The organism is Corynebacterium sp. H113, assembly GCF_037572315.1.
Classification (GTDB): domain Bacteria; phylum Actinomycetota; class Actinomycetes; order Mycobacteriales; family Mycobacteriaceae; genus Corynebacterium.
In genome coordinates, this window is the sequence record NZ_JBBHKZ010000002.1 from 325,064 (window position 1) to 351,965 (window position 26,902).

At 55.9% G+C, this 26,902-nt stretch carries 26 protein-coding genes; 22 read left to right on the forward strand and 4 right to left on the reverse strand.

The genetic code is table 11. The features are described 5' to 3' along the window. Positions 1–96: 96 nt before the first annotated feature. Genes WG938_RS02700 through WG938_RS02715 form a run of 4 tightly spaced genes read left to right on the forward strand, consistent with a single transcriptional unit; the run spans position 97 to position 4,909 of the window. A complete protein-coding gene (locus WG938_RS02700; protein WP_339977276.1) occupies positions 97–1,320 on the forward strand; it encodes a hydrogenase small subunit in 1,224 nt (407 codons plus the stop codon). After that, on the forward strand, positions 1,320–3,068 hold the full coding sequence (locus WG938_RS02705; protein WP_339977278.1) for a nickel-dependent hydrogenase large subunit: 1,749 nt from the start codon (positions 1,320–1,322) through the stop codon (positions 3,066–3,068). Before WG938_RS02700 ends, WG938_RS02705 begins: the two co-directional genes overlap by 1 nt. Further along, complete coding sequence (gene cybH / locus WG938_RS02710; protein ID WP_339977280.1) at positions 3,065–4,312, forward strand: Ni/Fe-hydrogenase, b-type cytochrome subunit; 1,248 nt, start codon at positions 3,065–3,067, stop codon at positions 4,310–4,312. Before WG938_RS02705 ends, cybH begins: the two co-directional genes overlap by 4 nt. Further along, positions 4,313–4,909 carry a hydrogenase maturation protease gene (locus WG938_RS02715; protein WP_339977281.1) on the forward strand — a complete coding sequence of 199 codons (597 nt, stop codon included), beginning with the start codon at positions 4,313–4,315 and terminating at the stop codon, positions 4,907–4,909. Here WG938_RS02715 and WG938_RS02720 read toward each other — a convergent pair. Further along, complete coding sequence (locus WG938_RS02720; protein WP_445292878.1) at positions 4,906–5,253, reverse strand: hydrogenase maturation nickel metallochaperone HypA/HybF; 348 nt, start codon at positions 5,251–5,253, stop codon at positions 4,906–4,908. The genes WG938_RS02715 and WG938_RS02720 overlap by 4 nt on opposite strands. Positions 5,254–5,302: 49 nt before the next feature. Between WG938_RS02720 and WG938_RS02725 the strand changes: the two genes are divergently transcribed. Both WG938_RS02725 and WG938_RS02730 read left to right on the forward strand, forming a co-directional pair. Next, positions 5,303–6,562 carry a nickel-dependent hydrogenase large subunit gene (locus tag WG938_RS02725; protein WP_339977285.1) on the forward strand — a complete coding sequence of 420 codons (1,260 nt, stop codon included), beginning with the start codon at positions 5,303–5,305 and terminating at the stop codon, positions 6,560–6,562. 5 nt (positions 6,563–6,567) lie between these two features. Then, on the forward strand, positions 6,568–6,831 hold the full coding sequence (locus WG938_RS02730) for a HypC/HybG/HupF family hydrogenase formation chaperone (protein WP_339977287.1): 264 nt from the start codon (positions 6,568–6,570) through the stop codon (positions 6,829–6,831). A 36-nt stretch (positions 6,832–6,867) separates the two neighbouring features. Here the strand turns inward: WG938_RS02730 and WG938_RS02735 are convergent, their stop codons facing one another. Further along, positions 6,868–8,454: an LCP family protein gene (locus tag WG938_RS02735; protein WP_445292879.1), complete on the reverse strand. Its 1,587-nt coding sequence runs from the start codon at positions 8,452–8,454 to the stop codon at positions 6,868–6,870. Between the two features lie 78 nt (positions 8,455–8,532). On the opposite strand from WG938_RS02735, the gene rfbD reads away from it, so the two are divergent. From rfbD to WG938_RS02755, 4 genes are all read left to right on the forward strand, one after another. Beyond that, a complete protein-coding gene (rfbD, locus tag WG938_RS02740; protein ID WP_339977289.1) occupies positions 8,533–9,462 on the forward strand; it encodes a dTDP-4-dehydrorhamnose reductase in 930 nt (309 codons plus the stop codon). A gap of 85 nt (positions 9,463–9,547) precedes the next feature. Further along, positions 9,548–10,441, forward strand: a complete 894-nt coding sequence (locus tag WG938_RS02745; RefSeq protein WP_339978757.1) for a glycosyltransferase family 2 protein — start codon at positions 9,548–9,550, stop codon at positions 10,439–10,441. 30 nt (positions 10,442–10,471) lie between these two features. Continuing rightward, positions 10,472–11,617, forward strand: a complete 1,146-nt coding sequence (locus WG938_RS02750; RefSeq protein ID WP_339977291.1) for an NDP-sugar synthase — start codon at positions 10,472–10,474, stop codon at positions 11,615–11,617. 421 nt (positions 11,618–12,038) lie between these two features. Continuing rightward, positions 12,039–12,404, forward strand: coding sequence for a WhiB family transcriptional regulator (locus tag WG938_RS02755; protein WP_339977293.1), 366 nt, complete (start codon positions 12,039–12,041; stop codon positions 12,402–12,404). A 134-nt stretch (positions 12,405–12,538) separates the two neighbouring features. On the opposite strand, the gene WG938_RS02760 is transcribed toward WG938_RS02755, so the two are convergent. Continuing rightward, positions 12,539–12,991, reverse strand: a complete 453-nt coding sequence (locus WG938_RS02760) for a metallopeptidase family protein (RefSeq protein ID WP_339977295.1) — start codon at positions 12,989–12,991, stop codon at positions 12,539–12,541. An 83-nt stretch (positions 12,992–13,074) separates the two neighbouring features. On the opposite strand from WG938_RS02760, the gene WG938_RS02765 reads away from it, so the two are divergent. The 4 genes from WG938_RS02765 (at position 13,075) to manA (ending at position 17,268) form a co-directional block, all read left to right on the forward strand. Next, positions 13,075–13,512, forward strand: coding sequence for a DUF3499 domain-containing protein (locus tag WG938_RS02765; RefSeq protein WP_339977297.1), 438 nt, complete (start codon positions 13,075–13,077; stop codon positions 13,510–13,512). A 95-nt stretch (positions 13,513–13,607) separates the two neighbouring features. After that, positions 13,608–14,987 (forward strand): phosphomannomutase/phosphoglucomutase, encoded by a 1,380-nt coding sequence (locus WG938_RS02770; RefSeq protein WP_339977299.1) that lies wholly within the window; start codon positions 13,608–13,610, stop codon positions 14,985–14,987. A 69-nt stretch (positions 14,988–15,056) separates the two neighbouring features. After that, the gene (locus tag WG938_RS02775; RefSeq protein WP_339977301.1) at positions 15,057–16,055 is read left to right on the forward strand and encodes a hypothetical protein; all 999 of its coding nucleotides are present in this window, start codon (positions 15,057–15,059) and stop codon (positions 16,053–16,055) included. A 7-nt stretch (positions 16,056–16,062) separates the two neighbouring features. Further along, on the forward strand, positions 16,063–17,268 hold the full coding sequence (gene manA / locus WG938_RS02780; RefSeq protein ID WP_339977303.1) for a mannose-6-phosphate isomerase, class I: 1,206 nt from the start codon (positions 16,063–16,065) through the stop codon (positions 17,266–17,268). A gap of 112 nt (positions 17,269–17,380) precedes the next feature. Here manA and WG938_RS02785 read toward each other — a convergent pair whose 3' ends face one another. Continuing rightward, a complete protein-coding gene (locus WG938_RS02785) occupies positions 17,381–18,184 on the reverse strand; it encodes a hypothetical protein (protein ID WP_339977305.1) in 804 nt (267 codons plus the stop codon). Between the two features lie 251 nt (positions 18,185–18,435). On the opposite strand from WG938_RS02785, the gene WG938_RS02790 reads away from it, so the two are divergent. From WG938_RS02790 to hpf, 8 genes are all read left to right on the forward strand, one after another. Continuing rightward, the gene (locus WG938_RS02790; RefSeq protein WP_339977307.1) at positions 18,436–18,804 is read left to right on the forward strand and encodes a DUF4259 domain-containing protein; all 369 of its coding nucleotides are present in this window, start codon (positions 18,436–18,438) and stop codon (positions 18,802–18,804) included. Positions 18,805–18,889: 85 nt separating this feature from the next. After that, positions 18,890–20,356, forward strand: coding sequence for an adenosylhomocysteinase (ahcY, locus tag WG938_RS02795; protein WP_339977309.1), 1,467 nt, complete (start codon positions 18,890–18,892; stop codon positions 20,354–20,356). Further along, positions 20,356–20,994: a dTMP kinase gene (locus tag WG938_RS02800; RefSeq protein ID WP_339977311.1), complete on the forward strand. Its 639-nt coding sequence runs from the start codon at positions 20,356–20,358 to the stop codon at positions 20,992–20,994. The genes ahcY and WG938_RS02800 overlap by 1 nt, the downstream gene beginning before the upstream one ends. Positions 20,995–21,004: 10 nt before the next feature. Beyond that, positions 21,005–21,679, forward strand: coding sequence for an MtrAB system response regulator MtrA (gene mtrA / locus WG938_RS02805; RefSeq protein ID WP_339977313.1), 675 nt, complete (start codon positions 21,005–21,007; stop codon positions 21,677–21,679). A gap of 109 nt (positions 21,680–21,788) precedes the next feature. Beyond that, on the forward strand, positions 21,789–23,477 hold the full coding sequence (gene mtrB, locus WG938_RS02810) for an MtrAB system histidine kinase MtrB (protein WP_339978759.1): 1,689 nt from the start codon (positions 21,789–21,791) through the stop codon (positions 23,475–23,477). Then, the gene (locus WG938_RS02815) at positions 23,474–25,285 is read left to right on the forward strand and encodes an LpqB family beta-propeller domain-containing protein (protein WP_339977315.1); all 1,812 of its coding nucleotides are present in this window, start codon (positions 23,474–23,476) and stop codon (positions 25,283–25,285) included. Before mtrB ends, WG938_RS02815 begins: the two co-directional genes overlap by 4 nt. A gap of 11 nt (positions 25,286–25,296) precedes the next feature. Beyond that, on the forward strand, positions 25,297–26,052 hold the full coding sequence (locus tag WG938_RS02820; RefSeq protein WP_339977317.1) for a ComF family protein: 756 nt from the start codon (positions 25,297–25,299) through the stop codon (positions 26,050–26,052). 150 nt (positions 26,053–26,202) lie between these two features. Continuing rightward, a complete protein-coding gene (hpf, locus tag WG938_RS02825; protein WP_339977319.1) occupies positions 26,203–26,859 on the forward strand; it encodes a ribosome hibernation-promoting factor, HPF/YfiA family in 657 nt (218 codons plus the stop codon). Positions 26,860–26,902 lie beyond the last annotated feature (43 nt).

Below are 26,902 nucleotides of genomic sequence, written 5' to 3' on the forward strand. Positions count from 1 at the left end.
AAGGTGAATATGCAATTTTGGTGCAACTCGCTGGCAGAACGCTTGCATATGGGTCTGTAGCAGCAGGTTGCTACGTGATGAAGAGGGCACAGCCATATGTTCCATGGCGCTAATTGGCAAGAGGAAACTCTCGGCGAAAACCTTGCTAGAGCAGGCGTTTCTCGTCGTAGTTTCCTAAAGTTCTGCGGAGGTCTAGCTGCAATTTTTGCAGTCGGTACTCCCAATCCTCCCGCAGCGATCGCACAAGAACTGGAGCCTGAGGCGGAAAAAATCGCCGAAAAGCTTGCAGCTCAAAAGAAGCCACTTGTCGCGTGGCTGCAACTCCAAGAATGTACCGGTTGTATGGAATCGATGTTGCGTTCCGGTGGCACTACTGCTGAAGAAGTTGTGCTGGAACTCATGTCGATGGAGTACAACGACCTACTGATGGCCGCATCGGGTGAAGCTGCAGAGAAGGCTTTGCACGATGTCAACAGCCAGGACCACATTTTGGTGGTGAACGGGTCGATTCCACTTGGTGAAGACGGCGCGTTCTGCACCATCGGTGGTAAGTCCGCAGAGCAAGTACTTCTTGAAGCTGCAGAGAACGCAACGGCAATTCTCGCAGTGGGTGCCTGTGCAGTGTACGGCTCGGTACAGGCTGCAAAGCCGAATCCAACGGGTGCCGTTGGTGTCGATGAAATTATCAAGGACAAACCAGTCATCAACGTGTCTGGTTGCCCGCCAATCGGTGAAGTCATCACCGCGACTCTCGCATACATTTTGACCCACGGTGAAGCTCCTAAGGTTGATGCTGAAGGTCGTCCGCTGTTTGCTTATGATCAGCGCATTCACGACTCGTGCCCACGTCGACCACACTTCGATGCTGGCCAGTTTGTTCGTACCTTCGATGATGACGGCGCACGTAATGGCTGGTGTCTATACGAAGTGGGATGTAAGGGGCCGTCGACATTTAGTCCATGCCCAATCATCCAGTGGAACTTGAAGTCCGGCTGGCCAATTGGTCAGGGACATCCGTGCATTGGCTGTACAGAGAAGGACTTCTTCGACAAGTTCACTCCTTTCTACGACACGTTGCCTAACGTCCCAGGTCTTGGCGTAGAAGGTACTGCCGAGAAGGTGGGTCTTGGCATGGTAGGCGTCGCAGCTGCAGGTGTTGCAGCACATGGCGGCCTAACAGTCATCAAGAAGCTCTCGATGCGCCGCGAGAACGGCGAAGAGAAGTTACTTGCAGCATTTGGAGACGAAGCTGAACCAGCAGCAACGTCGACAAGCATGGGAACAGTCGATAACGCCGACTCTGCGAAGAAGGACATCTAATGGCTAAAGAACGAGTAGTAATTGACCCACTGACTCGAATCGAAGGTCACCTTCGCATTGAGCTCGAGCGTGAGGGCGACAAGATCAAGACCGCTTGGGCGGAAACGACTCAGTTCCGTGGCATTGAGACCGTCGTGAAAGGCCATGACCCGCGCGATGTGTGGGCATTCGTTGGTCGCATTTGTGGCGTATGCACGGGCGTGCACTCCGTTGCCTCGGTTGTTGCAGTGGAAGATGCTTTGGGCATCACGCCACCGCCTCAGGCTCGCCGTATTCGCGACCTAGTGCTAGGTGCACAGGGTGTTCACGACCACGTTGTGCACTTTTACCACCTACATGGCTTGGACTGGGTAAACGTCGTTTCGGCTGCAGAAGCTGACCCAGCGAAGACCGTGGAGTTCGCTAAGTCGATTGGTTCTAAGTGGAAGGGCAATACCGAAGAGACGTTCGCGCGCGTCAAGCAGACCGTCCAGGGCATTCTCGATTCGGGTCAGCTGTCCATCTTCACTGGTGGTTACTGGGAGCACCCAGAGTACAAGCTGCCACCAGAAGCCAACCTCATGGCGGTAGCTCACTACCTCGATGCGCTGCAATTCCAGCGCTCGATTATCCGCATCTCGACGGTGTTCGGTGGCAAGAATCCGCACCCGAACTTCCTCGTTGGTGGCATGGCATGCTCTATTGACCCGGACAAGTCCGAAACAGTCAACCAAGTACACCTGGACCAGATCAAAGTCTGGATTGACGAGATCGTCGAATTTGTCAATGACTGCTACTACCCAGACGCACTCGCGATCATGGGGGTGTACAAGGAATACTTCGACATCGGTGCTTCGACGAAGAACATGATGGCCGTCGGTATGGCTGGTGCCACGTATGCCGGCGATCCGAAGGAATCTCGCATCGAATCGGTGCACCCTGAAATTAAACCAGGCGTCTTCTTGGATGGAGACTTCACTAAGCTGCATCCATTTGATCCGCACAAGATTGGCGAGTACGCCAACTCTGCGTGGTACGAATACGAAGAGGGAACTGACAAAGCGCTGCACCCGTGGAAGGGTGAAACCACCGTCAACTACACCGGTCCAAAGCCACCATTCAAGTGGCTGGCTGACAGCGAGCAGTACACCTGGTCTAAGGCCCCAAGCTATGACGGTCGCCCAATGCAGGTCGGCCCAGTAGCTCGCGTGTTATTGGCATACAACCAGGGGGAACAGACCACCCGTCGACTCGTCGATGAAGCGCTGCAGAAGCACGGACTGAAGCTGGAGCAGATGAACTCCACCGCAGGCCGTACGTTGGCTCGCGCAATTGAAGCAGTGACATCAGCGGAAGCGATGTCCACGCTGATGCTGCCGCAGTTCGTCGAGGCGCTGAAGCAGGGCGACATTGACGTTTTTGACTCCAGCAAGTGGGATCCAAGTACTTGGCCAGAAACTGCAGAAGGCGTCGGATTCATTGAGGTGGCTCGTGGCATGCTCAGCCACTGGGTTGTCATCAAGGATAAGAAGGTAGAGAACTACCAGGCCGTCGTGCCAACGACGTGGCTAGCAGCTGGTCGTGACCCGAAGGGGCAGATCGGACCTTACGAAGAAGCTCTCTCCGGCAACGGTGAGCACCCACTTGTCGACCCCAAGCAGCCGCTCGAACCAATGCGCACTATCCACTCGTTTGATCCATGCATGGCTTGCGCAGTGCATGTCCTTGATACTGATGGCGACGAATTGTTCCAGGTGACTACGCCGTGACTAGCTCACACGCTGTAAAAGAACGATCCTCCAAACCTGAGCGATCAGGTGAACTTGCGTTGCAGGTTTCCCAGTCGCTTCCTGTCCGTACCTTGAGCGCCACGGAGTTACTTGCCGCTGCTGCGGTTGCTCCTGCTGGTTCTTCTGACCCAGTTGACGCTGCACTTGCTGCATCATTGCGCGCAAATCGCCCGGACCTCAGCGTTACGACGATTCCCGAAGGCGACTTCGAACCAGCAACTCCAGAGCGCAAGTATTCGCTCGCCCGCGTTAATGATTTCCGTATCGACGATGAACCACCTCGCGATGTCGTCATCATGCGAGGCGACCTGGAATCGGTGCTGAAAGAGTCGAAGGGGAAGCGTTCTGACCTGAAGCTCATGGCTACCAACGCCAATGTCTTACAGAAGCGCGGTAGTCGTTCCATGGGTGTCGCAGTTGCAGAAGTCGCTCCAGATGGCACGGTGGGAGACTTCATGGCCGAAGGTCTCGTTGGCATGAAAGTTGTGCCGAAGGAAGACCTCCACGATACGGTTCGTCAGAATCCTAGTGAATGGGTTCGAGTCCGCTTGTGGAGCGGTGCCTTGCGCTTCCAGCACTGGGCGAATCTGTTACTCATGATTGTCATGACGGTGACTGGTTACTATATCATGGCGCCGTTCTTCGGCCCATCGACGATGGATCAGTCTGGTTCAGGATTCCTCATGGGCTGGATCCGATTGGCGCACTTTATCTCCGCATTTGCGTGGATTTTGTTGGGTGTGTGGCGCGTCATTCTTGTGTTCCAGGCAAAGGACAGACAGTCGCAATGGCGATCCTTCTGGCCGTTGTACAACATGACCGATGTCAAGAACATGTTTGGCACGATCCAGCATTACCTTTTCCTGAAGAAGGAAGGTCCAGTATATCTGGGACATAATGCACTCCAGCAATTCGCGTACACCGGAATCTACGTGTTGTGCATCGTGCAGATGCTCACCGGTCTCGCGCTATACGGCATGGTAGATCAGTCGAATATGTTTTGGGTGATCCTGTCGTACCCAGTGCACTGGTTGGGTATTCCGATAGTTCGACTCATTCACGCGATCATCATGTACATCATCTGGGCGTTCGTGGTCATTCACGTCTACCTCGTCTTCCGAGCAGACATCATGGAGGGCCATGGTGGCCTGTCCTCGATGCTGAATGGTGGCATGTGGGTACGTCGCGGAACCAAGCCTGTCGACGGACCTCGGATCGGGTAAATGCCAGCCAAAATTACAGTTCTCGGAATTGGAAATCCCATCATGGAAGACGATGGGATTGGGCTGGAGCTGCTGCGTCAGTTGGAAAAGCAGTGGATGCTTGAGCCGGATCAGGTCGATCGGCGAAGTGATGAAAAGCCGTTCCATCTGCCGAGCCAAGCTGCTGATCCGACCGCGCGACCAGAGTGGGGCGTCGATGCGAATGACATTCCACCCACCGACGCTCCCGCACTCGACGTCCAGTTCATCGACGGTGGCACCTGCGGTATGGAGTTGCTTCCTATCGTGCAGGACGCGCAGTATCTGTTGCTGCTAGACGCCGTGACGGGGCCTGGCGCGCCGGGCAGCGTGGTGGTGCGGGAAGGAGATCAGGTACCGCGACTCCTGAAGGCGAAGTTGTCGCCTCACCAGGTAGGGCTGCTTGATTTGCTCGCTGCAGCACGACTACTCCACAACGAACCCGAGCATGTTGCTGTGGTGGGTATCGTCGCAAAGTCCACGGAACTCAATGTTGGTCTCACTGAGGCAGCGAAGGCTTCGGTGGCGGAGGCAGTTCAGGTCGCCCGTGAGTTGATGCAGACGTGGTTGCAGGACTAGTTGGAGCTGACATCTAGATAGGCGATCTCGAATTCTCGTCCGTGGCGCAGATCCGCAGTCGGTGCGCCGCAGATGGGGCATACGAGCGCGAAGAACTCGTCAATTTCGTGCTCACACGCACACGCGGGGCAGTACACCGTCGCCGGAATGAACTCGATGGTCAATTCGGCATCAGCGCATTGCTCCGGCGCTTGTTGCCGCGCAATAGGCCACGCCGCGTGAAGCGACTCCACGACTACGCCGGATCGGGCTCCTACTCGTAGCGCAACCGTGTCGACTTTCGCATCAGGGCGAACCTCAACAATCTTGCGGACCACTCCGCTCAACAACCCAAGTTCATGCACAACTACCATTATGACTAGTTCATGAGTGAATCAGCTCAGGAGGCAACTGATGGCCAGAGAAACTCTGCAACTTGACGAGTTTGTCGACCCTTTCGAAGCCACTCTCACCGTCGACCGAGCACCCGACGGCACCATCCAAGATGTCGCTTTCGACCTTTCGGGTCTGCCACGCGTCGATTCCATGCTCGTGGGGCGTGCTGCTGTAGAAGTACCGGACGTCGTCAAGCGTTTGTGCGGCATTTGCCCAGTGGTTCATCATCTAGCAGGTGTGGCTGCTCTTGACGCGCTCTGTGGTGTCGAAGTGGTACCTCCAACTGCTGCTGCTATACGACGACTCCTCAATGTCGGCTCCATCTTCGACACAATTGCGCCAAAGTACTTCTCTGTCGACCAGGCTTTCGCTATTGAGCTCAAGAAGTTCGGTAAGTTGCTGCTCGCAGCTGCTGGTTGCCCAGGGCACTTCCCGGATGTCGCCATTCCCGGTGGAGTTCGAGGCTATGCAGATGCCGAAAAGCTGGACGCTGCAAGCGTTCAGCTGCCTCAGATTAGAGATAAAGCCCAGGCAGTGCTGGGGGGCATCGTGGACGATGACCCGGATGCCGGCACTTACTCAGGAGCATTTGCTGGCTACAACCTTGCGGCGGTCAATCGAGACGGAGATCTCGATGCGCTGGGTGGTTGGGTAGCGGCTCGTCGTGAAGCGAGTCCCGAAAAGATCATGTTCCCAGCAGCACAGTGGCATGAGTATGTGTCGGAGACTGTGCCTGGTGCTGCCGCTCCACGCCCTGTGATCACCGTGGGGCAGGTCGACGAGCAGTACCGAGTCGGGCCGATCGCGCGGACGGCGGTGGGAGCAGAAAACTCTGCCACTGCGAACTCATACAGCGTAGGCCAAGCACAAGCACAGTTGGTGCTTGATGCATTGGACGAAGCAGCAGAGCTTCTGGCACAGCCGGAATTGTTGACTGAAAGCGGGGGAGGTCAGCTTGTTGCTGACGGAGCGGACGCGCAGCGGCTGGCGGAGGGGACTGGCATTGGCATCATCGACGGTCCTCGAGGACTACTGGTGCATAGCTACACTGCTGATCATTCCGGCCAACTGATCGACTGCCAGATTCTGACACCAACGGCGCAGAACGAGCCATGGTTGGCAAGCATGTTGAGAGCCTCATTGGTCACCCATGGATCAAACGACGGGCACACTGCGATCGAAGAGTCTATTCGCGCTGCTGATCCGTGCCTGCCAGTAAGCTCGGCTCCGCAGGGCCACATGAATGTACGGTTCGCACAGATGAACCCGGAGGATTAGACACCATGTGTATTGGAATTCCAGGCAAGGTCGTCGAACTCACGGGCAATTCGGATTCGCCCCTTCCAATGGCAGTCATTGATGTCGCCGGACAGACGCGACAATGCTGCGTGGCGTACGTACCGGACGTTCACGTGGGGCAGTACGTATTGTTCCAAAACGGTTTTGCGATGAGCATTCTCGACGAAGAATCAGCCCAGGAATCACTCGACACAATTCACGAGTTCAACCTGATTCAGCGAACTGATACGCCACCCAGTGGGAACTAGGCCGCCCCGTGAGTCCTGCTCAGCTGGGGCGAGCGACTAGTTCACACACATGACACCGCTACCACCAGCATCGATATGAGGGCTGATGTCTTCTTCCAGTGCGTCGCCTTCTTCACCGACAACGTCATTGGTTGCGCCGTCATCTGCAGGTGCCTCTTCGGCTTCGGCGGTCTCTTCGACAGTTTCAGTGACCTCGGATCCTGGACCTGCGTAGTCTCCGGCAACAGTAACTGATACCTGCCCCTTCTCCAGGGTGGTGTCGTGCACAATCGGCAGATCGCCAAGGAGCTCTGAAATCGCCTTTGCCGCGGGATCATCTGGGTCGGCCGCATTCACCTGGCTAATAGCCACGCCAGCGAACTCGGCATTGGCGACCGTGCCTTCGGTGTAACCCTTGGCGGTGAGTGCCTCAGACACCCGAGAAGCAAGCCCTTCGATGCCAGTGGCGTTGTACACACTGACCGTAGTTTCGGCAGCCTTGTGATCCTTCGGTGCGTCCTTTGCAGCGCTGGACTCAGTTGCTTCTTCGACACCAATCAAGGAATCGAAGTACTTATGCACCTGGCCCTTGTCCACCGTGACGACGGACTCGCCGTGGTCACCAGTACCGTCAATACTGGTCACGGGGATCGTCTCGAACTTCACGTTGCCGCCAGTGAGCCCTTGCATCTGGGTGGCGAAGCCCATGACATCCCACTTGTCATCCAATACGACGGAACGAGAAACCGCAGTACCAAGTTCGTTCAAACGACTTGGGTTAGACAGCGTGCCAGCGTTCAACAACTTCGACGCAAAAGACGCCATGAAAGCCTGTTGGCGGGTGATACGGTCGAGGTCACCACGTGGTAGGCCATGACGCTGACGGACGAAGCTCAGTGCGTCAGGTCCACTTAGGGTCTGCTGGCCTGCATCAAAATTCGCGCCAGAGAATTCATCGTAGACAGGGGCATTCAGGCAAACGTCTACGCCACCAATGGCGTCGGTGAGAAGAACGAAGCCAAGCAATCCAACTTCGGCGTAGTGGTCAATGGTCACACCAGTGAGGTCACCGAGGGCACGAATGAGAGCCTCGCGTCCCGCCTCGGTCGACTGCTTTTCTATCTTTGCAGGATCAGACTCGCCACCGTCGCGCATGGACTCTTCACGAGCCTGTTTTGCATTTCCGTACACGCCGTTGATCTTGGTGTTGCCCATGCCTGGGAAACTGATATACGTGTCGCGTGGAACGGAAATCGCGGTTGCCGACGAGCCGTCGTTAGGTACTCGAATGATGATGATCGTGTCAGTATTCGTCGCGACTTCGTCACCAGAACGAAGCATTTCAACTTCCTCTGGCGTCAGCGGGTTACCTTGTGCATCCGTTCGGGAGTCCGAACCAACCAACAAAATATCCGTTGCGCCGTCTTGCTCCAAGCCCAGTCCCAGCGAACCACCAGAATCGAGTCCTTCAGCAGCGCGACCAACAAACCACCAGCCAACAGCAGAAACCGTCAGACAAATCACCGACACGATAATCAGGACCGCACGCATCGACTGCGGCCAGGCCTGCTTCGTATCTTCCGCCAACGACGGTGGCGCCTGAATATCGCGCACGTGCCGTGGGTGGCGAGGATTCTCACTCAAGGTATTTCTCCTGCGAACTACTGATAGAAATATGCGACAGTATTAGCTGACAACTGACCTAGATATATTTCCACGATAATGACTCGAGCGACAATGACCGGAAACCACGCCACCCATTTCCCTCATCTTTCCAGCCAAGATGCGCCAGCGCGAACGGCAGTAATTCTGGGGGCTGCTGGGCAATTGGGAACCGCGTTGCAGGCCAGCGCGCCTGAGAGCGTGGAAGTACGGGCGCTCACTCGCCAGCAATTGGACGTGACGGATGCGCAGGCCGTCGCAAAGCACCCTGCTTTTGTGGGGGCGGATGTTGTGATTAATGCGGCCGCCTACACCGATGTTGACGGCGCAGAAGAGCACGTCGATGCAGCCTACGCATTGAATGCGGTGGCGCCGGGACTGCTAGCAGCGCGGGCGGCTGCTGAAGGCTCACACTTCATCCACGTCTCGACTGACTACGTCTTTGGGGAATCTGCTTTACGACGACCCTGGACCCCCACCGATCCCACCAATCCACACACTGCGTACGGAAAGACGAAGCGAGCAGGGGAGCTCGCTGTGTTCAACGCAACAGCACAAGCCACGGTCGTTCGTACCGCGTGGGTGTGGTCAGGGCCTACCCAGCCACAGGCGAAAGATTTCGTGTCCACGATGCTGAATCTCGAAAACAGAACGGCTCCCGACGGCACGATCAAAGTCGTGAATGATCAGCATGGCAACCCGACCTTTGTTGGTGATCTTGCGGCGGCACTCTGGGAATGTGCGCTGCGCCCTGTGCCGGGTATCTTCCACGTGACGGGATCGGGGACAGCGACGTGGAATGACCTGGCTCGTGAAGTTTTTCGTGCAGTTGGTGCCGATCCGACGAGAGTCTTGATGTGCGATAGCTCCGAGTTTCCCACTCCAGCTCGTCGGCCGGCTTGGTCCGTGCTCGACGGTCAGGCATGGGTTGAGGCCGGTTTTGCGCCACTACCGGAGTGGCGGGACGCATTAACAAAAGTGCTGACCTAGGGTTGTTCCCGTGAGTACGGGCAAGGACAATCAACGAGGACATGCACCTTCACCAGACGATGGTGAGGCGACGACGACATCGACGCTGCCTTTGGGCATCGTGACGGTCACCTATTCTCCGGGTGAGCATGTGCGCAAGTTGGTTGATTCGCTTGCCGACGCTACGAACCACGGCTACTACTTCGTGATGGCCGATAACGGATCCGTTGACGGAGCCCCAGAAGCGGAAGAGCAGCGGGCTAAAGCCGATGGTCGCGACAATGTGTTGTTCCTGCCAACCGGCGGCAATATTGGTTATGGCGCGGCGGCCAACCGTGGCATTGCAGAGCTGCGTGCCCAGCGTGAGGCAGGCGAAATCAACCCAGACTATGTGCTGTTGGTCAACCCTGATGTCATTTTCTCTCCCGGTTCCATTGACGCCATGTTGGAATGTGCTGCTCGGAATCCACGGGCTGGCGCGATCGGTCCTTTAATCCGCGAGGCTGATGGGTCGGTCTATCCGTCGGCACGTGCCGTTCCAGAATTGGTTAGTGGCATCGGGCATGCGGTGCTTGCTGATGTGTGGCCACAGAATCCGTTGTCGGCACGCTACCGCGATGATTCGGATATGGATCGGGAGAGGGATGCCGGTTGGCTGTCCGGCTCGTGTCTGCTGCTGAAGTGGACTGCTTTCGAGGCAATCGGTGGGTTCGACTCCCGGTACTTCATGTACATGGAGGATGTTGATCTAGGGGATCGGCTCAGCAAAGCGGGGTGGCGTAACATTTTCTGTCCGACCGCAGAGATTCGCCATGCTCAAGGCCATTCGGCATCGTCGCATCCAGAGATTACTGTGAAAGCGCATCACGATTCTGCCTATCGGTTCATGTCGGATCGACTCCCCGGAACCCTTCGTGCACCGATTCGCCTGGCTCTGAAGGTGGGGCTCGCCCTGCGTGGCAGCATCGTTTTGGCGATTCGTAAGCGTAAGAATGGTTAGAAGGAATAACTCAGGAGGATCCCTCATACCATGACCAGCCTGGATAATGTCCACGGTTTTCCACGACCAACATCACCAAATATTTCGGCCGAGACTGTAGAAAAGGTCGCGAATGTTGATGCAGTGATTCTGGTCGGAGGACAGGGCACCCGTCTGCGCCCGCTGACGGTGAATACCCCGAAGCCAATGTTGCCAACTGCAGGTGTGCCTTTCTTGGAGCATCTTTTGGGGCGCATTCGCGCGGCGGGCATGCGCCACGTCGTATTGGGTACGTCTTACAAGGCTGAGGTCTTTGAAGAGCACTTTGGCGATGGTTCGTCAATGGACCTCGAGATCGAGTACGTCGTTGAAGACGAGCCTTTGGGCACCGGTGGTGGCATCCGAAACGTTGCTGAGAAGCTGCGCTACGACACCGCAATGGTCTTTAACGGAGATGTGCTCGGCGGTACGGATCTGCGTGCGGTACTAGACACGCACTGGGAGAAGAACGCAGATGTCACCATGCATTTGGTTCGAGTTCCAGACCCACGTGCATTCGGTTGTGTTCCAACTGATGAGGACGGACGAGTTCTAGAGTTCCTCGAGAAGACTCAGGATCCGCCAACCGACCAAATCAACGCTGGTTGTTACGTGTTCCGTCGCGAGATTATCGAGGGCATCCCAGCAGGTCGAGCAATTAGCGTTGAGCGCGAGATTTTCCCGGCGCTGCTCGAAAGTGGCAGCCGAGTCTATGGCTACGTCGATTACGCGTATTGGCGAGACATGGGAACGCCGGCTGATTTCGTCCGTGGTTCCTCGGATCTTGTTCGTGGCATTGCACCGTCACCGTTGCTTGAGAACCGTCATGGCGAATCGTTGGTCAACGATTCCGCTGCTGTCGGTGGAGGAGCGCTTCTCTACGGCGGCACGGTCGTAGGTCGTGGCGCTGAAATTGGGGCAGGTGCCCGGTTGGATCAGACTGTCGTTTTCGATGGTGCTCGTATCGGAGCGGGTGCGGTCATTGAACGTTCCATCATTGCGGCTGGTGCAGATATCGGCCCACGCTCTGTCATTCGTGATGCTGTGATCGGCGAAGGTGCAACCATCGGGGCACGGTGCGAACTGGTCGGTGGCATCCGAGTCTGGCCTGGTGTTGTCGTTCCCGACAGTGGAATCCGCTTTTCGACGGACGTCTAAGGGCGTGCCAGGAAATAACGGGTGACCTGGGAATTGAGGGCAGGTGTAGTCCGTGAGGGTTGCATGCCTGGTGGCTGGGCTTCGTGAAAAACAGGCGTGCCTGATCCTTAAAGTTGAACTTGATCCCGCAGTCGGGGGGATTGCCTTCTGCGGGAACTAAGAGATCTATTGAATTTCACTTTTCAGCTTGACCGCTTGGTGTTCCACGTGTGTAATCACAAGTGTGTGTTTCACGGATGGCATCCAATTCGCACCAGAATTTCCTTCGAAATTGACCCAAGTTGGGTCAGGGGCGGGGAAGCTTGGTAAGTTGGATGCTGTTGTGTGAATTACGTGTTTGTTATTTAGTATCCGCAGCCACGTAACTTAGTAATCTAGTCCAGTTCCAATAGCCCTGATCTGCCGGCAGGAGGCCCGCTGTATGGATGAGTCCAGCATCAACGGAACTTCTGCGCTCGGTCGGGAAGACAGTGCGGGGGAATCTCACGTGAACGAAGCTACGGCGGTGAACCAGCCCCGCCCTTTGGCGGAATGGGCAGACGACTTGTCTGGCCTGTTTGAGGCGGTTGATCAGGATTGGCAGGAGCAAGCGCTCTGTGCCCAGACTGACCCGGAAGCGTTCTTTCCAGAAAAGGGTGGCTCTACACGTGAGGCGAAGCGTATTTGCCGGGCATGTGGAGTTCGCGATGAGTGCCTGGAATTTGCTCTGGAGAACGACGAGCGATTTGGAATTTGGGGTGGCCTCTCCGAACGTGAACGTCGCCGTTTGAAGAAGCAGATTAGCTAACAAGTTTTCTCTGGTGAAAAGGGCAAGAAGCGCAGTGCGTTTCTTGCCCTTTTTGTGTGGTGTGCTTCCTTCACTGCCGCCTGTTTTTGAGGTGTCGTTATAGCTGCCCACAGTGCGGGCAACTGACCGGTCAACTAGTCGTCGTCAAATCCTGGATTGATGTCGTGCGGATTCATATTGAGATGAACCGCAACGAGACGTGTCAAAACATGTGTGAGCAGCGAATCTAATTCGCTGCGCGAAGTTGCTCGCTTTTCCAATGGGCGCCGGAACATGACAATGCAAGGCCTCGTGGGGCGACCTAGCTGATCAACTCCAGCTGGAATGAGACGGCCGAGGGGGATTGGCCCGTCGGCGACGATCTCATCAGGGAAGATCGTGTCGGGTCGCAGGTGCATGCGGGGCACATTATCGATGGCGACATCCAAGTGGGTGAGTCGCGAATTCCACCGGGCATTAATTGGTGCGTAGGCATCGAGGACTGCTTGGTCGAATGCTTCAGATCGACTGCGCCAACGTGGAACCTCTGACGGCAGCAGGGGTCCGCGGGCTGGGCCACGGCGATCATGGCGTCGACTTGCATTCATAATTGGTGAGCTTATCGCTGGAGAAAGGCTTTTTCTGGAGGCACGACTGTAAAAACCTCAAGTTTGGGTCTAGACTTTCGGTCGTGAGTGAATTTCGACGTTGCTGCCGCCCTGGTTGTGGCAAGCCTGCCATTGCGACCCTGACGTACGCCTATGCCGAGTCCACCGCAGTCGTCGGACCGTTGGCTGCGGCGAGTGAACCGCATAGCTGGGACTTGTGTGAAGTTCACGCGCGCAAAATCACCGCGCCATTGGGCTGGGAACTTGTGCGCTATGACCTCCCAGACTCATCGCATGACGACGACGATCTCACGGCGCTTGCCGAAGCCGTGCGGGAAGCGGGTCGTAATGCCACTGGATTGGTGTTGCGTGACGAGCGAGAGCTGAGCATCAATCACGTCGATGCGAATCGGCACCCGTCCAGCTACTCGGTGCGCGAGAGTGCACGTAAGTCGGCAAGGGAAGCGGCGCGTGCGCACCTGCGCGTTGTTCCTGATCTGCAGGAGAATACTGAAGAATAGTAGGTCTTCAATCCCGCGAAGTTTCTGCCTTGTCACGTAATATTGCTGTGTCTTAATACAAAATTATCGCAGCACAACCGTGAAAGAGGATCGTCGTGGGGAAGTACATCCGAGAAGATCTCGACAAGTTCATTAAGGCATACGATGTGCGTGGTGTCGTCGGTGAGGAAATCGACGAGAGCCTAGTGCAGGACATCGGAGCCGCATTCGGTGTGCTCATGCGCGATGAGGGAGCAACGCAGGTTGTTGTCGGCCATGACATGCGTGACTCATCTCCTGCGCTATCCCGCGCCTTTGCGAAGGGGGCTTCCGAGCAGGGCCTGTCGGTAGTCATGCTGGGCTTGACTGCGACCGATCAACTCTATTGGGCGGCAGGTACGTTTGACTGCCCGGGTGCCATGTTTACGGCCAGCCACAATCCTGCACAGTACAACGGCATCAAGATGTGCCGTTCCGGTGCACGACCTATTGGCCAGGACACAGGTCTGGCAAGCATCAAAGACATGCTTGTCGACGGTATCCCGGCCTTCGACGGTGACAAGGGTGCCATTTCTGAACGTGAGAGCTTGGCAGAATATGCCTCATTCCTACAAGGACTGGTCGACTTGTCCGCGGGACGTCGTCTCGTAGTCGCGGTCGATGCCGGCAATGGCATGGGCGGTCACACTGTTCCTGCCGTACTGGGGGATGTCTGTGATGTCCGTCCGTTGTATTTCGAGTTGGACGGAACGTTCCCTAACCACGAAGCAAATCCTCTCGAGCCAGCAAACTTGGTTGATCTGCAGAAGTTCACTGTGGATCAGGGCGCTGATATTGGTATCGCCTTCGATGGTGACGCAGACCGTTGCTTTGTTGTCGACGAGAAGGGCAATCCAGTAAGCCCGTCTGCAATTTGTGCGCTCATCGCCACGCGCTACTTGGAAGAGGAGCCAGGCGCGACAATTATCCATAACCTCATTACGTCTGCGGTTGTGCCAGAAATGATTACTGAAGCCGGTGGCATTCCAGTGCGCACTCGAGTCGGTCACTCGTTTATCAAGGCGATGATGGCCGAAACCAGCGCCGTCTTCGGCGGCGAACACTCTGCGCACTATTACTTCCGTGAGTTCTGGAACGCAGACTCCGGCATGCTCGCAGCCATGCACGTGCTGGCAGCATTGGCTGAGCAGGATAAGCCTCTGAGCGAATTCATGGCCGAGTTCAACCGATATGAGCAGTCCGGTGAGATTAACTCTCGTCTTGGTTCTGCAGCGGAGCAGGCTGCAAAGCAGAGCGAGATTTCGGAGAAGTTCGCCACCCGTACTCGTGCTCATGATTGGCTCGACGGCTTGACCATCGGCGTGGAAAACTCTGCTGCATGGTTCAATGTTCGAGCATCCAATACGGAGCCACTGTTGCGTCTCAACGTCGAGGCACCAACAAAGGATGAAGTTGATGCCATTGTTGAGGAAGTTCTGGGCATCATCCGCGGTTAAATCCTACGGAGCTTCATTGGTTGCTAACTAGTTTCCCAGCGCCGGTTATTTTTCAGGCATGCTTGGGGTATGGAAACTACTGACCTCCTCTTGATGGCTGCTGCCGAAGGGCCAAATTTGCGGGCTGCGGCATCGGCAGCATCCAGCGGAGTCTTCTCGTCGCTTGAGCTGCCACGCAGCGTCATTCTTATTGCAGGCGAGTCGCGTGCGCGCCTGGCTGCTGAGGCAGTAATCGCTTTGACTACAGACGCGCGTGCCCCAATCACTATTGCTCGGGGTCTTCCACACTTTGTGGGTGCACTGGACTTGGTTATCGTGCTTGTCGACGACCCGGGTGACCCAGCAGCTGACGTGGTCGCAGAGGCTACTCGCCGTGGTGCTCAGACGGTTGTCGTCGACCCGGGCGATGGGCCGGTACGGGCGGCAGCGTCGTCAAGCGCAATTCTGGTTCCCCGTCCGGCCATGAGTGTGCGTGGTTCGTTCTGTGGCTATTTAGGGGCCACGATGAGTGCGCTGACAGCTGCCGGGGTTACAGATCTCGCGCCCGCAGCTGTTCTCGATGAAGTTGCAGATGCCGTCGATGCAGATTCGATTGCGTGCGCTCCGGAGCGGGATTTGACGGTGAATCCGGCTCGTCAAATAGCCTCATGGATACGTAACCGTGCCGTAGTTCTTGCTGGTGAGGGCGATGTATGGCGGGCAATCGCCGAATTGGGCGCGGCGTGGATGCTAGACTCGGGAACGCCTTCGCACGGTACTGCATTCCCAGATTTGATGCGTGCTGTCCCGCAACTGTTGGCTGTACGAAATTCGCATACCCACGATATTTTCTTTGACCCGCTACTCGATGACTCAGATTCTGCCTCTCAAGTGCTACCGTTGGGAGCAATTGTTGTCGCCTCTCCAGCCAACGTGGCTGGACTGCGCTCGCGGCTGGAAGATGCCGATTGGGCACGGGTGATTTGCCCGGCAGAAGAGGTGGAAACTCGACATCCGCTGGTCGACGTATGTGTGACGGCGGTTCGAGTCGCTGCTATTGCAGCGTATGTACCAATGGAGGAGGAGTAGCGTCCGAATGGAGCGCATCGACGCTGTCGTGCAGTCATATCCATGGGGCTCTCGCACAATGATCGCGGAGCTCATGGGAGAAGCTACCCCTACCCAGCGGCCGTGGGCGGAAGCGTGGTTTGGCGCGCATCCACTGTCGTCGTCAACGGTGGCGGGTGCTCCCCTCAGTGAAGTCATCGCTGAGGACCCCGTCGCTGCCTTAGCGCACGGGGCAGATGTGCATAACGGTGAATTGCCCTTCTTGGTCAAGATCCTCGCAGCTGAGGAGCCCTTGTCTCTTCAGGCGCATCCGACCTTGGAGCAAGCTCAAGAGGGATTTGTTCGCGAGAATGCCGAAGGAATCCCCGCGACGGCGCCGCACCGCAACTATCGGGATGACAATCATAAGCCAGAACTCATCGTGGCGCTGACAGAGTTTGATGCGTTGGCGGGTTTCCGCCCTGTCGCAAAGACCAGGGAGTTGTTTGCTCAGCTCGATGTACCTGGCTTGGAGCATTACACAGTGATGCTCGACGGTGACAATGATGCGGAGGCGTTGCGTGCGTTGTTCACGACGTGGTTGACGCTTCCTCAGCATGTGTTGGAAGGGCTTGTCGACGCCGTGCAGAACAGGTGTGCTGACATCGTTGAGCATCCCGACTTAGTAGAACCATGGGTCGCGCAGGTTGCTGCAACAACGGTGGCAATTGCCGAACGCTATCCACATGATCCAGGAGTACTTGGATCTTTGCTGCTGAATCGTATTAATTTGCAGCCAGGCGAGGCCATTTATATGGGGGCAGGGAAGCTGCATGCCTACTTGTCGGGTCTGGGCATCGAAGTAATGGCGAACTCTGACAACGTGTTGCGTGGCGGGCTGACATCGAAGCATGTTGATGTCGTGGAACTTCTTCGGGTGCTGAGCTTCGTGCCATCACCTGATCCAGTTGTGCGACCAATCGTTGATGGTGAGAGTCGGCGTTATGAAACTCCGGCTACGGAGTTCCAGCTACACACGTATGAATTGGGTGCGGGGCAGACCGCTGAGCTCGACATTGAGGGCGCAGCGATCATGCTGGTCACTCACGGTAAGGCGGTCGTGGAGTCTTCTGCAGGTCAGGTAGCTTTGGCGCGCGGGGCTGCGTCGTGGAGCGATGCCCGTGAGACCGACCGAGTTGTTCGTGCCGATAGCACAGATGGTGCACAGGTATTCGTCGTTTCCGTGCCCGTCTAGCAGGACCGCGACGTAGTAAGCACAGTCAATAGAGAAGGGGGGCCACAGCGGTAATGCTGTGGACCCCTTTTTGGCTGCAAGTCTGAGCCGCACTCGCGATAGGCGGTACGTTCTACTTACCCCAGATTGGCCATTTTGGAGACATTGGGAATGGTTGCGAGATTTCGCCGTCCGTCGTTCCTGTTGCTGGAGTCTCTGGAGACGTGGTCTCAGTTTCCGGAGGAGTAGTTGGCTCCGTTGGTGCCGAGGTTTCGTCGTTAGTATCAGGTGCCGGAGAAACGTTCTCCTGATTAGGAGCCTTCCACGGGTTGTCTGGGATACGATTCCAAATCGGTGCAACAGCTCCTGGCTCTTCAGAGGTTGGCGTTTCTTCTGCCGGAGTTGGTTCCGCAGTCGAAGTGCCACCGGTACCACCAGTGCCACTATCCGTTGGGCTCGTCGTAGTTTCGGAGTCCGCTGAAGTCTGATTATTCGACGACGTTCCAGGGGACGGCTGCGAATCCTCAGTCGAAATATCGACGGGGGCCGTGTCAGAGTTGCTTGGTGGCAGGACTGGAACCGGGCGGGTTGGCTTTGGGGCCTGCGGATTGCCTGACGACGGTGGCAGCAGAGTACCTGGATCGGTCTTTCCAGCGGAGCCAGTGTTCGGGGTTACTGGGACAACCGCGCGTGGTGGCAAGTATGGATCATTGCCGTTGATCCCGTTGCCCCGGTCGGAATTGCCAGATGAATTGCTGGTGCTGGACGGGAGGTTGTCTAGAATTTCCTTGTCATCATCGGTGACTGGAAGATTCTGCGAACTCGAATCTGCAGAGATATCCGCATCGCCGAGAACAGCGGTTTCGGTATCAGCACAGCCGGAAATACAAAGTGCAAGTACCGCTACGATCCCCAGCCCAGTAGTTCGAGCTCGCATGACCTTTGTCCCTCCTTGACAGCCGTAGGTGCCAGATGCGTGAGAAATAATAACGCAATAACCGCCTTGGTAACGGTTGTATTACGACGCTGCGGAACAACTTAACACAATTGTTACCAATGCGGTAGCTCTACAAAACAAATAGGTTTTCAGTGTCTCGGAGTTCAACTGCCATGAACAGCGCAAAAGGTGCTACAAAGATGGCAGTACCGTGAGCGACTTTGTACGGATTGAAATGGGGAGCAAAGACCATGTCCATTTGGGATTCTGAGATCTTTTCAAACGACGCGACCATCGATTTGTTCGATGATGTTGATTCGTTGGATACCGATGACCGAGCGGATGCATTGTTAGATGCATGTCAGATTGCAATTGGTGACGGCGCTAGTGAAGACGAAGTTCTAACTGGGCTTGCTGCAGCAGTGGTAGCGGCAATCTGGAGTGGCGCACCTTTTGCCCGCCACGATGTTGTTGATGACTACGGCTTCATCCGTGATGGCATCGGCGAATCCACGGAAGCGCTCTCTGCTGCTGCGGCGGAGGTTTTCGAGAACCTTGTGAAAGAGCTCCCAGAAGACGAGCAGGCGGCCTTGGAGGATTTCGCTGAAGCGGTGGAGTAACCCTACTGTTAAGACGCGAAGAAACTTCCTCGATTCATCCACTCCCGAACCTGAACCTAAAATCCTGAACCTGAAATAAGGAAACATGACCCAGTCGAATACCCAGCCAGTAACTGACTACAAAGTCGCTGATCTTTCTCTAGCCGAGTCTGGTCGCCACCAGATTCGTTTGGCGGAGAAGGAGATGCCAGGGCTGATGGCTCTGCGGGAAGAATACAAAGAAGAGCAGCCACTGGCTGGAGCTCGTATCGCTGGCTCTATCCATATGACGGTGCAGACTGCGGTTCTCATTGAGACGCTCGTCGCCTTGGGTGCTGACGTTCGCTGGGCATCGTGCAACATCTACTCCACGCAGGATGAAGCTGCGGCTGCGGTCGTCGTCGGTAAGAATGGCACTTCTGAGAACCCACAGGGCGTTCCGGTATTCGCGTGGAAGGGCGAGACTCTAGACGAGTACTGGTGGTGCCTGGATCGCATCTTCGATTGGGGTTCCGAGCTGCCAAACATGATCCTTGACGACGGCGGCGACGCCACCATGGCCGTTATTCGAGGCAAGGAGTGGGAAGCAGCAGGCCTGGTTCCACCTGTGGATGCCGAGGACTCTGACGAGTTTGTTGCCTTCAAGAAGATGCTCGAGACCAGCCTGGAGAAGGACAATCAGCGTTGGCACCGCATCGCCGATGCGGTTAAGGGTGTTACGGAGGAGACCACCACTGGTGTTCATCGTCTGTACCACTTCGCTGAGGAAGGCGTGCTGCCATTCCCGGCGATGAATGTCAACGATGCTGTCACGAAGTCAAAGTTCGACAACAAGTACGGTACTCGCCACAGCCTCATCGATGGTCTCAACCGAGGCACCGACATGCTGCTCGGTGGCAAGAATGTTCTGGTCTGCGGTTACGGCGATGTTGGCAAGGGCTGCGCTGAAGCTTTGGACGGGCAGGGCGCACGCGTTCAGGTCACCGAAGTAGACCCAATTAATGCTCTGCAGGCTTTGATGGACGGATACTCCGTCGTCACGGTGGAGGACGTTATTGCTGACATGGATATTGTCATCACCTCCACGGGCAACATGGGAATCATCACCTACGAGCACATGCAGATGATGAAGGACCATGCAGTACTGGGCAATATCGGTCACTTCGATAATGAAATTGACATGCACAGCCTGCATCACCGCGATGATGTCACTCGCGTCGAAATCAAGCCACAGGTCACGGAATATGTGTTCCCACATGCTGATGGCGAGAATCGTTCGTTGATCGTGCTGTCTGAAGGCCGTCTGCTGAACCTCGGCAACGCAACGGGCCACCCATCGTTCGTGATGTCCACGTCTTTTGCAGACCAGACGATCGCACAGATCGAGTTGTTCACCAACGGTGACAGCTACGACAATTCTGTGCACCGGTTGCCAAAGATTCTCGACGAGAAGGTCGCTCGCATCCACGTCGAGGCGCTCGGTGGTTCGTTGACCAAGCTGTCGAAGGAACAGGCTGAATACATCGGTGTCGATGTTGAAGGCCCCTACAAGCCTGAGCACTACCGCTACTAATGTCCGCCATCATCATTGCCGTCGAAGGTATTGACGGTGCCGGCAAGAACACCTTGGTAACGGCCGTCGAAAAGCAGTTGTCCGCTGCTGGTGTCACTGTAGCGCGGATGGGGTTCCCGGCATACGGGCAGACCATCTTCGCTGACCTTGCAGATGACGCGTTGCACGGCAAGCTTGGCGACGTCCCAGAATCAGCATGGGCGATGGCGTTGTTGTTTGCATTGGATAGGTGGCAGCGTCGTGAAGCAATCGTTGAATCAATGGACACCCATGATGTGGTGATCCTCGATAGGTATGTGGCATCTAATGCTGCGTATTCATGGGCGCGCACTGGAGATGAAGGAATCGTTCGCTGGATCGAGGAAAAAGAGTTCGGCGAGTACGACATGCCCCGACCGGATGTGCAGGTTTATCTCGGCACTCCAGTTGAGGTGGCGGCTAAGCGTGCACAGCTCCGCGAAGGTGTCGATGAAAGTCGCACGCGGGATGTGTATGAGCGTGATAGCTCGCTGCAGGAACGTACAGCAGCTGCCTACGTGGAACTGAGTAACCGCGAATGGGGTTCCCCATGGCATATCAGTGATGGCGATCCCCAAAAATTGTTAAAGCTGATTAATTCGATTTGTGACAACCGTTAAGATGGAAGATATGAGCCCAAAAATCCTTGTTGTGGACGACGATCCAGCAATTGCCGAAATGTTGACTATGGTGTTGGAACGCGAGGGTTTCGACACCGTTGTGGTCGGCGACGGAGTATCTGCTGTGAACGCCGCAAGTAAGGAAGAACCAGATCTCATCCTGCTCGATTTGATGCTTCCTGGCATGGGTGGAGTGGATGTATGTCGCACGGTGCGTGAAACATCTGCGGTGCCAATCATCATGTTGACAGCGAAGACAGACACTGTTGACGTGGTGTTGGGTCTGGAATCTGGTGCAGATGACTATGTGACGAAGCCGTTCAAACCAAAAGAATTGGTTGCGCGAGTTCGTGCCCGTCTTCGTCGTAAGGAAGACGAGCCAAGTGAAAGCTTGGAGATCGGTGACTTGGTCATCGACGTGCCGGGACATGCTGTTACTCGGGATGGCGAGGAAATTCAGCTGACGCCACTCGAGTTCGATTTGCTGTTGGCTCTTGCGCAGCGTCCGAAGCAGGTGTTCACTCGTGAAGAACTGTTGGAAAAGGTCTGGGGCTATCAGCATTCGTCTGATACACGATTGGTGAACGTCCATGTCCAGCGTCTGCGTTCGAAGATTGAGAAGGATCCAGAGAACCCACGCATCGTCCTGACGGTGCGAGGCGTTGGATACAAGACCGGCGATTAATTACCGGACGCTGAAGGTGGCCATCGCTACCGTTAGCTACCGATAAGGAGATTGGTTGAGGTATTCGACCAAGAGCTTTTTCTCACGTCTAAAGGATCGGCTGGCGTGGCTGATTTCCCGAGGTGTGGAGTTGTGGCGCACCTCGATTCAGATGCGCGTTGTCACGTCCGTCATGGCCGTTTCCGTGTTGGTCATTGGCATTTTGGGCTTTGCACTGGTGTCTATCGTCGCTCAGCGACTGCTCGATGCGAAGTCCTCTGTCGCCAGTGAAGAGATCGACCGGGCACGAGTCGTCGTGGAGCAAAGCATTGAGTCCGCTTCAACCAATGAGCTACAAGCGCAACTCAACTTGGGTAGGGAAGCGCTGGCCGAGCGATCTGCAGCAGCAGATAAGGGTGCATTGACGGTTTACGAACCTGTCTTGATTGCACCTACCGGACATGGCGATGAAATTGCGTCATCTCCAACCGATGCCAAGATTCCGGAGCCACTGCGCAATGTGGTGAAGCAAGACCAGATTGCGTATCAATACAGCACCATCGAATCACCAAATGGTACGAGCTACTCTGCGTTGATCATTGGCACACCGACATCGTCGGAAATCGATGGTCTTGAGCTGTATCTAGTCATGCCTATGGTGTCGGAAGAATCCACTCTGGCGCTAGTTCGGGGGCTCTTCCTGGGGGCAACGGTTGTTGTCACCATGCTTCTGGTCGGTATTTCGTGGTTTTTTGCTAACCAGGTGACCACACCGGTGAGACAAGCCGCCCGCATCGCGGAGCGATTCGCCGCGGGACACTTGCGTGAACGCATGGCTGTAGAAGGCGAAGATGAGATGGCTCGGCTGGCCGTGAGCTTCAACAAGATGGCCGAGTCGCTGTCTCTGCAAATTCGTCAGTTGGAGGAGTACGGCGACCTGCAACGCCAGTTCACCTCCGATGTGTCCCACGAACTGCGTACTCCTCTTACAACGGTGCGCATGGCTGCCGACATGATCGCAGACAGTGCTGACGAGCTTGACCCATCAACGCGTCGCGCGTCCGAATTGATGATCGATGAGCTCGATCGATTTGAGATGCTGCTTGCAGATCTCCTTGAGATTTCCCGCCACGACGCCGGTGTCGCTGACCTGTCTGCTGAGAATATCGATGTGCGACGCTGTGTCGAGTCCGCCTATCAGCAGCTACAAGTTGTGGCCTTGGAATCGGGCACTGCTGTTCGCTTTGACATGCCAGACGAGCCCGTTCCGGCTCACGTCGACGCACGCCGCGTGGAGCGGGTTATCCGAAATCTCATGGCAAATGCAATTGACCATAGTGAAGGAAACCCTGTCGATGTCGCAGTGCGTTCAAATGGCTCGACAGTCGCCTTCACCGTCACTGACCATGGCGTTGGTTTGAAGCCAGAACAGGAAGAACTGGTATTTAACCGTTTCTGGCGTGCGGATCCATCGCGCGTCCGGCGCACTGGTGGCACTGGCTTGGGCTTGGCAATTGCTCGTGAAGATGCCCAGCTACATGGTGGTCGCCTGGAAGCTCACGGCGCGCCTGGCATTGGCAGTTGTTTCCGATTGATGGTGCCAGTGCAGCAGGGCACCGAATTGGGCGATGCTCCGTTGCCTTTGCATGTACCCGGCGAACCAGTACAGTCCGATGCCATTGAGCCACCACCGACCGTGTCGAGCCTGGCGGCTAAGTCTCAGGAGAAGGGCGTCAAAATCAGCGATGTCGTCAGCACTACAGAACCCGCCGCTGGCATCGAGCCTCTCGCAGATCGACAGGAAGGACAGCGACCGTGACTGAAGTCAGTAGCCGGGCACACTCGTTTTCTCGTCGTACTGTTGCCGCATCCATGGCTGCAATACTCATCGGCTTGAGTGGTTGCACCACGCTGCCGGGGTCGTCGTCACCACAGGTTGTTCGCGGTTTTGATGCGCCGGCTGTGGATATTGATATTCCGCGACCTCGACGCGATGTCGCCCCTGATCTGATCTTGCGCGACTTCTATTCGGCACTAGCACACCCAACCGACAATTACGCCGCAGCTCGCGAGTTCTTGACGACGGAAGCCAACAAGCAATGGCGCCCAGATCCTGTCGCCCGCATTCTTGATGGAATTAATATCATCTCCGGGGCACCGCCAAGCGAAGGAAACCTGGCGACGGCCTCCCAGTCATTCAGTATTCGCGGAAATCTCGTTGGCGTTTTCGGCGCTAATGGTGCTTTCGAACCAAGCGGTGACGCATATGAATCTGAAATGGTGCTGGAACGGGGAAACGACGGACAATGGCGGATCGACAAGTTGTCCAACGTTGTTCTAATCGAACGACAAGAATTCTTGGACAATAATGCTCCACGAAACCTGTACTTCATTGACCCATCAGGCAACCAGCTAGTAGCAGATCGTAGGTGGATTTACCGAGGCGTCGATGATGCAGCGAAGGAACTACTCGACAAGCTGCGAATGGGCCCTCGTAGCCGATACGCTCCTGGCGTAACTTCAGTGTTGCCACCGAGTGCGCGCATCGAAGTGGTCGAAGGCGACGATGGTCCAGGCCAGGTCGTTTCAATTTCAGGCCTGGGCGATGTTGATGACACATTGCGGACTCTCTTGGCTGCGCAGATCGTGTGGACGCTCTCCAGCGCAGATGTTCGTGGGCCGTGGACAATGATGGCTGATGATCAACCGCTACTGAACAGTCACGTAGCCCCGTGGACAAGAGATAGCGACGAGCTGCGTCTGTACGATCCAACCGTAAGCCCCGCGGATCGCGCACCATTACGGACTGTTGATACGACGGGCATCCAAGAAATTGTGAACGGGCAAGCTCAGCCGATTGGCAATGAGTGGGCTTCAACCGGCAGTAACTTCTTTACCTCCGCCGGCATTGGCGTTGATGTCAATGGCAACGAAATCATCGCCGCCGTCGCTCGAAGCGACCAGGAAGGGGAAGGGCGTTCGACCCTTCTGCTCGGTTTGCCAGACGATAAACCAGCGCCTGTGCTGACGGGCAAGAGTTTGACGCGTCCATCGTGGTCACCAGATGCTTCTGCTGTGTGGACAGCCGTGGACGGCACGAAGGTAGTCCGACTCGTGCAGTCAGAGTCCGCATCGCGCCCAGTAGCTGAAGAGATCGATACAGCCGGTATTCAAGGGATTTTAGGTTCCCAGGGGCAGGGTATTTCTGAGCTTCGGGTTGACCCATCCGGAACACAAGTCGCAATGATCGTGGACGGAAAAATCTATACGGCAACGATTGAACGTAGCGACTCTTCACCATGGAAACTGGTGCATCCACGACTGTTGCCGTTGGTGGAAGGCGCCACACCGGTTACGTTGGCGTGGACCCCGAACTCGTCCATCACGGTGGGTGCGTTCGACACAGAAACTCCGATGTGGCGACTCTATCCAGACGGTGCCACGACCTCCGTGTTGCCACGACTGAACCTCAGTCCGCCTGTCACAGTCGTCACTGCATCGTCGTCAAAGCTATATGCACTGGACTCCAATGCGTTGATGGAACTCATTGCTAGCGAAGGCGAGGAACAGTTCTGGCGTGCGGTCCCAGGCGGTGTGGGCAGAATGGCCCCAGTTTCCGTGGAATAGGGTTGTCGCGCGTGGGGGAGCGTCGTCAAGTTGAGTCTGCATGGGACATGATCCGTGATTTCGCTGAGCTAGCCATTCCGGAATCATGTCCGGGCTGTGGATCGCCCGGAAAGTTGTGCCTGCAGTGCCAGCAGGAATTGCGCACGGTACCGCAGCAGATCACGCCACGGGTGGCGGTTGCAGCGCCGACGTGGGCGTGCGGTCCGTATGGCGGAGTTCGCCAGGCGTTGGTGTTGGCAGCCAAAGAGCACCGCGATGTCATTGCTCGCGAAACCATTGGCTCCGTCATCGGTGCCTCCCTTGCGCATTTGATTGCTCACGGACAGCTGGCTCACCCCGCTGTGCAGCCACTCCTTTTGGTTCCTGCTCCGACGAGGCGTTCAGCTTCACGACGACGCGGGGGTGACCCCATCACCCAGGTTTGTGAATATGCGGCGAGCTATCTGAAGCGGTCTGGGGGAACTCTCCACGGTGGCAGAAGAACCGACAAAAACGACCAGATCTTCGTGTCTCCAGTCTTAAGAACGCGCGAAGAAGCGAAAGATTCTGCCGGACTGTCGGCACGAACTCGTCGACAGAACTTGTCTGGAAAAATTGTGCCCGAGGTAAAAGAACTATCGAGAAGTGCTGGAGAAAATGCAGGTCGAAGCCAGATCGTTCTCGTTGATGATGTTATTACGACGGGCGCGACTGTAGCGGAATCGGTACTCGTACTCGCCTCAATGGGAATTAGGACTAGTCTCGTTCTGTCGTTTACGCAGGCTTAACCTGAGAGATATCTAAAGTCTCTGGGGTCTCTTCGCCGTGGGGGTAGCCACGTCTGTATCCTGGAAAGTGTAGTTAGACCCATCACCGTAGACGCCGTGAGTAATCCCGCTCACGGAAGGGCGGTGGCAGTACCGGGAGGTAGGAAGCAAGTGTCGACACCTGCTGACAACAACGAGGTCCTCAGCCCGAACGCTCAGGTAACAATTACCGGGCGCAATGTGGAGGTTCCGGAGCACTTTGCCGATCGTGTGAAGTCGAAGCTGGCAAAGATCGAGCGTCTTGATCCAACTTTGACGTTTTTCCACGTAGAGCTCCAGCATGAGCCAAACCCACGTCGAGCTGACCGTTCCGACCGTATCCAGATTACCGCTACCGGTAAGGGCCACTTGGCTCGTGCAGAAGCAAAGGAAGACAGCTTTTACGCTGCTCTTGAAGTTGCACTGGGCAAGATGGAGCGTTCCCTTCGTAAGGTTAAGGCTCGCCGTAAGATCAGCCGTTCTGGTCACCGCACCCCAATTTCTGTTGGCGAGGCAACTGCTGCGCTGGTAGATGAGGCATCGGCATCTCAGGAAGAGCCTAAGGCAGATCCATATGAGGACCTGGTTCCAGAGTCTCAGCTGGGCAAGGTTGTTCGTACCAAGGAGCACTCTGCAACCCCAATGTCTGTCGAAGCAGCGTTGTCGGAAATGGAGCTCGTTGGCCACGATTTCTTCCTGTTCGTGAACGAAGAAACCGGTCTTCCATCAGTCGTTTACCGTCGTCACGCATACGACTACGGTTTGATCGCACTCTCGGAAGATGCGTAAGAAATTCTCTACACGCGTAACGCAATAAAGTGATATTGACCCG